The organism is Glaciimonas soli (assembly GCF_009497155.1).
GTDB lineage: Bacteria > Pseudomonadota > Gammaproteobacteria > Burkholderiales > Burkholderiaceae_D > Glaciimonas > Glaciimonas soli.
On record NZ_WINI01000017.1, the window covers coordinates 1 to 10,079 of the forward strand.

Annotated in this window: 10 protein-coding genes; 2 read left to right on the forward strand and 8 right to left on the reverse strand. The window is 53.4% G+C overall.

Annotated features, from left to right (window positions below):
- Positions 1–118 precede the first annotated feature (118 nt).
- The 8 genes from GEV47_RS18990 to GEV47_RS19025 form a co-directional block, all read right to left on the reverse strand.
- The gene (locus GEV47_RS18990) at positions 119–1,279 is read right to left on the reverse strand and encodes a cytochrome P450 (protein ID WP_322741705.1); all 1,161 of its coding nucleotides are present in this window, start codon (positions 1,277–1,279) and stop codon (positions 119–121) included.
- A 77-nt stretch (positions 1,280–1,356) separates the two neighbouring features.
- A complete protein-coding gene (gene bioB, locus GEV47_RS18995) occupies positions 1,357–2,178 on the reverse strand; it encodes a biotin synthase BioB (protein ID WP_228124814.1) in 822 nt (273 codons plus the stop codon).
- 400 nt (positions 2,179–2,578) lie between these two features.
- Positions 2,579–3,916, reverse strand: a complete 1,338-nt coding sequence (locus tag GEV47_RS19000) for a purine-cytosine permease family protein (protein WP_153236370.1) — start codon at positions 3,914–3,916, stop codon at positions 2,579–2,581.
- Between the two features lie 159 nt (positions 3,917–4,075).
- Positions 4,076–5,065, reverse strand: coding sequence for a 5-oxoprolinase subunit C family protein (locus GEV47_RS19005; RefSeq protein WP_153236371.1), 990 nt, complete (start codon positions 5,063–5,065; stop codon positions 4,076–4,078).
- Complete coding sequence (locus GEV47_RS19010; protein ID WP_153236372.1) at positions 5,055–5,930, reverse strand: 5-oxoprolinase subunit B family protein; 876 nt, start codon at positions 5,928–5,930, stop codon at positions 5,055–5,057. Before GEV47_RS19010 ends, GEV47_RS19005 begins: the two co-directional genes overlap by 11 nt.
- A complete protein-coding gene (locus tag GEV47_RS19015) occupies positions 5,927–7,339 on the reverse strand; it encodes an acetyl-CoA carboxylase biotin carboxylase subunit (RefSeq protein WP_153236373.1) in 1,413 nt (470 codons plus the stop codon). The genes GEV47_RS19010 and GEV47_RS19015 overlap by 4 nt, the downstream gene beginning before the upstream one ends.
- Positions 7,340–7,346: 7 nt before the next feature.
- Positions 7,347–7,589, reverse strand: a complete 243-nt coding sequence (locus tag GEV47_RS19020) for an acetyl-CoA carboxylase (RefSeq protein WP_153236374.1) — start codon at positions 7,587–7,589, stop codon at positions 7,347–7,349.
- A 33-nt stretch (positions 7,590–7,622) separates the two neighbouring features.
- A complete protein-coding gene (locus tag GEV47_RS19025; RefSeq protein WP_153236375.1) occupies positions 7,623–8,402 on the reverse strand; it encodes a 5-oxoprolinase subunit PxpA in 780 nt (259 codons plus the stop codon).
- Positions 8,403–8,643: 241 nt separating this feature from the next.
- Between GEV47_RS19025 and GEV47_RS19030 the strand changes: the two genes are divergently transcribed.
- Positions 8,644–9,555, forward strand: a complete 912-nt coding sequence (locus tag GEV47_RS19030) for a LysR family transcriptional regulator (RefSeq protein ID WP_153236376.1) — start codon at positions 8,644–8,646, stop codon at positions 9,553–9,555.
- A 176-nt stretch (positions 9,556–9,731) separates the two neighbouring features.
- The gene (locus GEV47_RS19035) at positions 9,732–9,899 is read left to right on the forward strand and encodes a glutathione S-transferase N-terminal domain-containing protein (protein WP_153236377.1); all 168 of its coding nucleotides are present in this window, start codon (positions 9,732–9,734) and stop codon (positions 9,897–9,899) included.
- Positions 9,900–10,079: the final 180 nt, after the last annotated feature.

A 10,079-nucleotide genomic window follows, 5' to 3' on the forward strand; every position in this document is an offset into this window, starting at 1 on the left:
TTATTCCCCTTGCCGGTTAGTTTACAACCTCAGTAAGAGATACGTTTCGCAAGGACAAGGTCAGTTGGTCGCAGTAGTAATAACGCTGGGTTTCCGAATGACTATCGGCGCAACGATCTCAACCTGCTACGCTGCGGGCCAAACGTACCGGCAGCATTATCAAGCCTCGGTACACTGAATTTGAGCCCCACTTTGGCGTGGCATTGACGAGCTCCAAGTTTGGTAACCGCCGCATCAACGTGTTGAAAGCGATCTCAGCCTCCATGTAGGTGAAGGTCGCGCCAATACAGACATGAGGACCATAACCAAAAGACAAGTGACTTCCTTCATTTCGGGTGAGGTTAATAGTGTCGGGATTGCTGAATTTGGCGGGGTCACGATTCGCCGCACCGATCATTGGAATCACAAGGTCGCCCTTTTTGAGTCGATGGCCATGCAGCGCAATGTCCGCCATCACTCTTCTCCCCGTATATTGAACAGGGCTCTCAAAACGCAGCAGTTCCTTGAGTGCGGATGGCATCAATGTCGGATTGTTCTTCAATATTTGCCATTGTTCGCGGTCGTTAAGCAACGCGAAAAGACCGTTGCCCAACAGATTGCGCGTCGTCTCATGACCAGCAAACAACAGAGTGCAACATTGCGCCAGAAGCTCCTTGGTCGTTATGATGCCGCCCGCTTCTTCAGCGAGGATCAATTGGCTTACGAGATCCGCACCGGGGTGCAGGCGTCGCTCTGGCAGCAGCGCGCAAAAATATTCGTTTAGCGCGACGAGACCGGTCTGTGCGCGACGGGCAATTTCTAAAGATGGCGTAGGGCTACCGATAAAGGCAGCAATATCATCAGACCATGCAATAAAATCGGCATGATCGGACGCGTTGACTCTGAGCATATCGGCAATCACCATCGCAGGTAAGGGGCGTGCGAAGTCGCGAATGAAATCCATCTCGTCATTAGCATCAAGGCTGTCGAGCAACCGATCCACGATAAGTTGGACACGCGACCCCATTGATTGAAGAGCTGCGGGCTTGAAGCCTGCATTCATCACCTGGCGCAGACGGGTATGCTGCGATCCGTCAAGAAAGATCAACGATCTGGAAAGAATTCGTTTGAATTCGCGCAACTCCGCGCGTGCTCCCGGCCCACTACCATTGACCCATCGGCTTGCTCGCTGAACCGAAAAATTGGGATCGCGCAGCACGTTGGCGACATCCGCGTAGTTCGTCAGCAGCCACGCCCCCACCACAAAATTCCTTGCTCCAATGAAGCGGCCCTGCTGCACGCAACGCTTGATAGGTCGGATAGGGATCATCTAAGAAGGTCGGATTGATGAGGGTTGTATCCATTATCTTCTCAACATTACGATGTCGGTTTACAGCCCACGTCGACTGCACCGACGCGGGTACGCAAGCCCAGTTTGGCGAGTAGCGCACGGTCGTCTTCGGCATCGGGGTTGCCGGTAGTTAGCAATTTGTCGCCATAAAAGATCGAATTGGCACCGGCCAGAAAACACAGTGCCTGCACCGCTTCACCCATTTGACGTCGTCCGGCCGACAGACGCACCCGTGCCTTCGGCATCGTGATCCGGGCCACCGCGATGGTGCGTACGAACTCAAACGGATCGAGTGCCGCGGTGCCATACAGCGGCGTGCCTTCGACCTGCACCAGATGATTGACCGGCACCGATTCGGGATACGGATTCAGGTTCGCCAATTGCGCGATCAGACCGGCGCGTTGACGCCGTGATTCGCCCATGCCGACGATGCCGCCGCAACACACTTTCAGGCCCGCATGGCGCACGCGGCCCAGCGTATCGAGACGGTCCTGATATTCACGGGTTGAGATGACGTTGTCGTAGAACTCCGGCGCAGTGTCGAGGTTATGGTTGTAATAATCGAGACCAGCTTCTTTCAGGCGATCGGCCTGACCTTCTTCCAGCATGCCGAGCGTGGCGCAGGTTTCCAGACCGAGCGCCTTGACTTCGCGCACCATCTGTTCGACCTTTTCCATATCGCGCTCTTTCGGTGAGCGCCAGGCTGCACCCATGCAGAAACGGGTTGCGCCGTTGGCCTTGGCTTCACGTGCGGCTTCCAGCACCGTTTCAATTGGCAATATTTTTTCGCTTCGACACCGGTGTCGTAACGTGCAGCCTGAGGGCAATAGCCGCAATCCTCCTCGCAACCGCCGGTCTTGATCGACAGCAGGGTGGCAAGCTCGACATCGGCGGCATCGAAATGCGCGCGGTGCACCTGTTGCGCTTGGTACATCAGGTCGTTGAACGGCAAATCGAATAGTGCCAGCACTTCATCGACCGGCCAGACTTCGGCTTCGATTGGTGCAACGGCGGCTTGAAACGAAATGGGATGCAACATGGCAGAATTCCTTTACAGTGAAATGGCGCGTTTAGCGAGTGATACCCGCCACGAAGTGAAAAAATGTGTTGGCATATCAGGTCAGCTCATCCAGTAGACTCACCGCCGCTGCCAGTTGCGTCACCTTGTCCCAGATCCGTTACAGCATCAACGATCATTTGGTACCGACCAGTACGACCACCAGGCCGTACTGGTCGTGATGGCCTGGGTTAGTCCTGAGCTAACCGTGACTGCGGTCTGAGTGCGAACAGGTAATACACAGTTGCCGACACCAGAAAGGTGGCGGGGGCGGCAAAACTAGCTACGACCCCAGACGCATGCATCAGCCCAAGACCGCATAACGCGCCAGCGAACCAGGCACTCAGTCCAACTTTATTGAAGGCCGGTTGATCGGTTGTTGTAGTGACGGATGAATTTGTTTCATTGTCTCGCAGGATATGCACGAGCGCCACGCCGACCCACGCCACAACAAATACACCTTGATAGGCAAGCGCCTGCAATAGATAGGCGAATATATCGGCGAGCATCATCAGATAGACCACGATCCCAACGATAATTGCCCATGCCACCTTCGGTAAATTTAGTCTGAATAGCTTGCTGCCAAACGCTTGCATATTGATCGTGGCGAGGTAGTAGTTGGCTGTATTGATGCGCGTCTGCGTGACCCAGACAAACAATAATCCCCATACTCCCATGAGCTTGAGCAGAGCGAGGACCACTGAGACTTCCGATAGTGCTGTATCACTTGGAATCGTGCTCACCAGATAGATACCAGCCACACCGTTAAGCAGGAAAGTGACCAGGTAGAACGGCATGCCGAAATTAAAGCGTCCATGGTATTCGGCATCTTCGCGTTTGCCAAAACGGGCATAGTCGAAAGTGAACATCATCAGCACCCAGACACCCATGTAGTAGACGAAACAGTCCCACCAACCAGAAGCGGGTGCACCTGCTGCGGGTCCAAACGATAGCCAGTTGGCGTTATACCCATAAGCCTGTGTTGCCAGCGCCACTGCTGCCAGTAATCCAAGTAGATAGAACGGCAACAACACACCGTTCAACTTGTCGAGCCAGTGCTGCACGCTGCCGAAGATCAATAACACGCTGTAGATGACGATGACCAAAGCCGCCAGTTTGTACGGCAACGCCGGATAGACATGGGTGGCCGCCACCGCGATCACCGAGCCCTCGAAAACTGCATAGTAGATAGCGGTGGCAAAAAATATCAGCGTTGCGAGTGCAGCTCCGGCAGTGCCAAAGAGCGTTCGCGAGAACAGTGCAACAGACGAACCGGTACGGATTGCGTAGCGACTGATGACTGCATTGATCAGACCGTAACTGACGACGGACAGTACCATGCCGATAATGGCGTTTCGCGCGCCATAATTCAATGCAAGGGTAGCGCCCACCACAATATAAAACATGGCGCTGCAAACCGCCCACCACGCCATGGTCAGCGCAAATTTTGGCATGCGGGATGAATCGGAAACGGGCAAGAGAGAAATATCCGTCTCTGTGGACGCTGTATTGTTGTTGAGGTGAGCCATAGCAGGTGTCTCCTGGTCTAAGTGAGATGGGGAGCTACTCGCTGAACATGCGAGTGGCATCCTTTCGGGTGGCAGAAAAACTGCTATACCCTTTGCAACAAAAAAAATGCAGGCCGGATCTGAGGAAAACGATGTAGATCCGGGTTCAGATGACGTACTTCAGCTATCGAATGCTTGTCGCAACCGGACAAGTTGCAGGCGGTATTCGGCACGTGCGGCAAGCGCCTGCTGCATGTCGATACTGACAAAGCGTGCAGTATGATTCGGCTGCATCTGACCGATTTTGTCCAGATCTGCGCTAATTACCGTGCCGATCGTGGCGTAACCACCACCGGAGACGGCATCCCGATGCAAGATGATCGGTTCCACCCCACCCGGTATCTGGATTGATCCGATCGGATAGCACGCATCGACAATATTGGAAGGATCAGCGCCTGCACCGAAAGGTTGTTCCCTCTCATGAAATTGCAGTGGTCGCCCCTTGCGATAACGGTAGCCGACACGATCGGCTTCCGACGTTACCACCCATGCATCCTCAAAGAAAGAGCGCGCCGATTCATCGAGTAGCCGGTGATAATACAAGCCAGGCAACACGCGCAATTCCAGTTCTCGTGGATAGGCCTTGCGTAGTGCTGCTGGTAGTGCGCGTCCCAACTGCGTGCGGGATGACGGCGAACCAACCAGAAGATGGTCACCGGCTTGCAGCCTGCGGCCTTGCAAACCACCGATCGCACCCAGCGTATAAGTCGAACGACTACCCAGAACGACCGGTACATCAATACCTCCTGCAATCGCCAGGCAGGCACGCGCACCAGTCTTGACAAATTCGAAGGTCAAGCGACTCCCCGCCGGTACCGCAAGTGCAATATTGCAAGCCTGAGCGATGCCATCTATCTTGGGTACCATTTCGGCGCCAGTCACCGCGATAACAGCGCTGGTATGAAACAGTAGTTCCGGGCCGAGCAATGTACATTCCAGCACCGCCAGGTCTTCAGCATTGCCGACTAACAAATTGGCGGCACGCAGTGCGTATTGGTCAAGTGCGCCGGAGGGAGGAATGCCGAGGTGGTAATACCCTTGTCGCCCAGTGTCCTGAACCGAGGTAGCCAGTCCGGGTTTAATGACCTCGATATGTGCATCAGTTGGCATTTAACACCTCCATCAAGCGACTGTTGTAAGCCTCTGGACCTTCGAGAAATTGCGCCAGAGAAAACGCGATCGGCCGAATGCGCAGATCGAATATGCCCGCGTCGACATCAACCACTGCCTGGTCGTACTGCTCGCGCGTGATGGGCTTGAATTTGACAATATCTCCGGGCCGAAAGAGCACCATGAAATCCCGTAAGTACGGTAGTCGCTGCGCGGGCTCGAAGATCGGCGCCGGTGTGACCCCGAACATCTGGTAGCCACCTGCACCACGGACCGAATAGATGCAGCCGAAGCAACCACCGTGGCCGACGGTGAGCTTAGGTGTATCGGTACGAGGTCGGAGATATTTCGGAACTTCAATCTGTTTTTCCCGCTCGACCATCTGAAACATAAATGGCAAGCCTGCGACGAAACCAACCATGGACACGAACCAAGGGGAACCGGAGTGTGCATCTATAAAGGCCTCTACCGAAGCGAATTGATTGATTCGTGCCGCATATTCAATGTCCGTGGACTCGGGATCCTGATGCCGCTCGCGAAACCGCATCATTGTTTCGTGCGTCCATGGGTCGCCATACAGGACCGGAACTTCGATGATGCGTGTATTGAGCGTCAGCGCATTGCCGGTCACCTCGGCTTCAAGCTCTTGTAACGTACTCAGCATCTGTTCCGGCGTGATCACATCGGGATCAAAGCGGATCTGGTAAGACGCATTGGCCGGACATATCTCGGTCACACCCCGCACATTGCGTTCCGCTAGCGCTCGCGTGATAGCCATTCCCTTAAAGAATGCATCGAGTGACATTGATTCACTTATTTCGACAAAAATGAATTCGTCGCCCCCGAATGTGTAACGTATGGTCATGATTGCGACTCCTTGCGGGCTTCCATCCAAGTCTCAAGATAGTTCGTGTTATACCTGCCACCACAGATATTTGGATCTTCGAGCAGTGCCAGATGGAGTGGGACAGTCGATTTCACGCCTTCCAAATGTATTTCGCGTAACGCGCGCCGCATTCGCGCCAAAGCGGCTGCCCGGCTTTCATCCCACACCACAAGCTTCGCTAGTAAGGAGTCATAGTAGGGAGAGACCGTGTAACCCGGATACAGCATTGAATCGATGCGAATTCCCGGGCCAGCCGGCCAACGTAGTGCGCTCACCTTGCCGGGGCTTGGCATAAACTGCCGATCCGGATCTTCTGCATTCAGACGACACTCGATAGCGGCACCACGTAAGGTAATGTCCTTCTGTTCCAATCGCAGTGGTTCACCATCGGCAATACGTAGCATCTCGCGCACTAAGTCGACGCCGGTAACGGCTTCAGTGATCGGATGCTCAACCTGGATGCGCGTATTCATCTCAATGAAGAAAAATTCTCCGTCCTCGCCAGCACCGCAGCGGGATTCGTCATACAGGTACTCAAGCGTACCCGCACCCCGGTAACCAACCGATTTCGCCAACACTACCGCCGAAGCACACAGTGCTTCCCGCAGCGCCGGCGTGAGAGCCGGCGAAGGCGCTTCTTCAAAAATCTTCTGACGACGGCGTTGCAAGGAACACTCACGCTCGTACAGATGAATGACCTCTTTGCCGTCACCCAGTATCTGGACCTCGATATGCCGCGCCTGACGGATAAGGCGCTCCAGGTAGAGCCTCCCATCGCCGAAGGCCGCTTGTGCCTCGGCTTGTGCGACCGAAAATTGTGCGCGCAGGTCATTGTCGTTTTCTGCTAAGCGAATACCGCGACCGCCCCCGCCAGCTACCGCCTTGATCAAGAGTGGGTAGCCTATGCGGCGCGCCTGATCAATCGCGTTATCGATTGAGGTTAGTTCCCCTTCACTGCCTGGCACTGTGGGAACACCCGCCCGTTGCGCGCTGGTTCTGGCCGCAGCTTTGTCGCCCATTGTGCGAATGGTTTCTGCATCCGGGCCGACAAAAATTAGCCCTGCGTCCGTGACTGCTTGCGCGAAGCTGGCATTTTCTGACAGAAAACCATACCCAGGGTGGATGGCCTGGGCACCGCATTGCCGGGCGGCGTCGAGAATGGCGCTGGTATTCAGGTAGCTCTTGGTGGCGTGGGATGGGCCGATATGGATAGATTCATCCGCCATCTGAACCGCCAGACTGTCGCGATCAGCGTCGCTGTAGACAGCAACCGCAACCATACCGAGTTCCTGTGCGGCACGGATGATACGAACCGCGATTTCGCCACGATTAGCGACCAGAACCTTCCTGATATGACGCGGTAAATAGAATGATTCGTGTGAGGACATGGCCGTATCACCCTTCAATGCGCATCAGTACCTGATCTACATCCACAGGTTCACCGTCGGCTACAAGAATCTCGGTTATCCGTCCTGCGATGGATGCCGAAATTTCACTAAATTGCTTCATGACTTCAACTACACCAATTACGGTGTTGGCTTGGACCACACTTCCGACCTCAACGAACGGCGGTGTTGTGGGATCAGCTTTCCGATAAAACGTACCGGGTATAGGGCAAATGATGTCTTGCTGTGCCATGAATGTCTCCTCTTTTTATGAAATGGGTAATGTTTAGGCGTGGACTGCGGCGGCAGGCGGTGCAATCCGAATGCCATGTTCGCCGAGTGCCTTCCGCGTAGCGACAATCAATTCGAGGGCACCCGGTGTATCGCTGTGAATACACACTGAATCGAAATCAATATCGATTTCCGTTCCCGAAACCGTCATCACGCGCCCTTCAGTGCAGGCACGTAAAACCTTGCCTGCAATCTGTTCCGGATCGAGTCGGCGGACGTTGCGAGTAAATACGATGGAGCCGCTGGTGTCATAGTCGCGATCAGCATAAAACTCGCGCACGACGGGTTGGCCCAACTCTCGTGCGATCCGGCAGGTGACCGAATTTTCCATGCAATAAAGAAAGAGCGTCGGTTCAATGACTTGCAGTGTTTCCACTAACTTGCGCGAAAACTCTTCGTCCTGCGCCGCGTGCATATAGAGCGCACCGTGTGGTTTGATGTGCTGCAGCCCGACACCCGCAAGCCGTGCAAATTCACGTAGCGCCCCCAGTTGGTACACGATGTCGTTGATCAGTGCTTCTGGCGATTCGCGAATGTGCCGTCGTCCAAAGCCGACGAGGTCGCGGAAACCAGGGTGTGCGCCGATGCCTACGCCTTGTTGTTTGGCAAGCAATACAGTGCGATGCATGATGTTCGGATCTCCAGCGTGGAAGCCGGTGGCGATATTGGCTGAACTGATCAGCGGCATAATGCAATCATCCACGCCATCACCAATTACCCAAGGGCCGAAACCTTCTCCCATGTCGGAATTGAGGTCAATACTAAGCTTTTTCATAAATGGGATTCTCCTTGAGTTCACGATCCTGTTCGTTCTGAAAAACAAGATTAGTCAATATCTCACTCATTAGAAAGTTCTATTTTTAGATGTTCAATTATCTGTTTTATTAATACCCCTATCGAAGGTAGATCTGAAATCTACGGCGTTTTATTTCGTCAATATTTTTTGCCAACTCACCTATAAATATCTTGTAATCAGATAATAAATATTGCTATATTTAAATTTTTGATAGAACGCCATGTCTCTCACATTTCGACAGCTCAAATACTTTGTTGCGGCGGCCGAACTTGGCCAGATCTCGCAGGCGGCAATTCAACTTGCCATCTCTCAATCAGCCATTACCACCTCAATACGGGAACTTGAAAGCACCATCGGCACGCAGCTATTCGACCGGTCCGCTCAAGGCGTGACGCTAACGCACTCTGGAAGGAACTTCCTGAACCACGCCTACACGATTCTGTCATCGGTAGACGCGGCGTTGAATATGCCTAATCTGGAGGATACGGTGACAGGACGTCTGGTTCTGGGAGCCTCTTACACCGTCATTGGATATTTCTTACCTTATCATCTGCAGCGATTAGCGCAACTCTATCCTCACCTCGAAATACAGGTCCATGAGTTGAACCGTGATTCGATCGAGAAAGGGTTAATCGAGAATCGCTACGATATGGCGGTGCTATTGACGTCTAACGTGGTCAATCCAGGTTTGGCGGTTGAACCTTTCTTCAGCTCGGCGCGGCGCCTATGGGTAGCAGCACAGCATCCCTTGCTCAAGTGTGACACCGTAACGTTAGAAGACGTCTCGCGCGAACCGTACATCATGCTCACGGTGGATGAAGCAGGCTACACGGCATTGCGGTACTGGAGCGAAACACCGTACCAGCCCGACATTCGCTTGCGCACCTCGTCCGTAGAAGCAGTCCGAAGCATGGTGGCCAACGGTAGCGGTGTCGCCGTTCTCTCGGACATGGTATATCGTCCCTGGTCGCTTGAAGGTCGGCGGATTGAAACGATACAGCTTAAAGATCCAATTCCAGCCATGAGCATCGGCTTGGCGTGGCGCAAGGGCAGTGACATACAGCCGCCGATGCATGCGGTACGAGAGTATTTCCGACACATGTTTAGTGCCTCCCGCACCGGACTGTTGTAGGCACGGCAGTACAACTTGTAAAGCCAAAATGGCGCTCGGACCAGAAATTGCAGTTGGCTTGGACGGATTTCGCTCATGCTCAGCTCGACACATTGATCCTGGCGTTAGCCGCTATGAAGAAGTAGATATCCAGTAACGAAAGTTTTTTTGCGCTAAATTGAAATGAAAACGTCGACTTGAAACCGATTTCATTTACGTTTCGCCGCTGTCCCTACGCCATTCGTGCTCGCCTTGCAATCAAGGCAAGCGGCATGAACGTTGAGATGCATGAAGTGAGCTTGCAGAATAAGCCGCAAGTTTTACTGGATTGCTCACCGAAGGGCGCGATTCCCGTCTTCGTATAGGTAATCCAGCATGTCGGTGACGTATTGTAAACTCATTATTTTGGCTCAATATGTACTTTGTAAGGTTTTCCAGATGAAGGAAATACATCTATGGTTTGTCCTCCAGTATCAGAACTATGACCTTGTCCTTGCGAAACGTATCTCTTACTGAGGTTGTAAACTAACCGGCAAGGGGAATAA

What these genes read in the sequence shown, in the direction of transcription:
- GEV47_RS19000 (WP_153236370.1), bottom strand. Translation starts at nt 3,916, where the DNA reads ATGGCTCACCTCAACAACAATACAGCGTCCACAGAGACGGATATTTCT.
- GEV47_RS19005 (WP_153236371.1), bottom strand. Translation starts at nt 5,065, where the DNA reads ATGCCAACTGATGCACATATCGAGGTCATTAAACCCGGACTGGCTACC.
- GEV47_RS19010 (WP_153236372.1), bottom strand. Translation starts at nt 5,930, where the DNA reads ATGACCATACGTTACACATTCGGGGGCGACGAATTCATTTTTGTCGAA.
- GEV47_RS19015 (WP_153236373.1), bottom strand. Translation starts at nt 7,339, where the DNA reads ATGTCCTCACACGAATCATTCTATTTACCGCGTCATATCAGGAAGGTT.
- GEV47_RS19020 (WP_153236374.1), bottom strand. Translation starts at nt 7,589, where the DNA reads ATGGCACAGCAAGACATCATTTGCCCTATACCCGGTACGTTTTATCGG.
- GEV47_RS19025 (WP_153236375.1), bottom strand. Translation starts at nt 8,402, where the DNA reads ATGAAAAAGCTTAGTATTGACCTCAATTCCGACATGGGAGAAGGTTTC.
- GEV47_RS19030 (WP_153236376.1), top strand. Translation starts at nt 8,644, where the DNA reads ATGTCTCTCACATTTCGACAGCTCAAATACTTTGTTGCGGCGGCCGAA.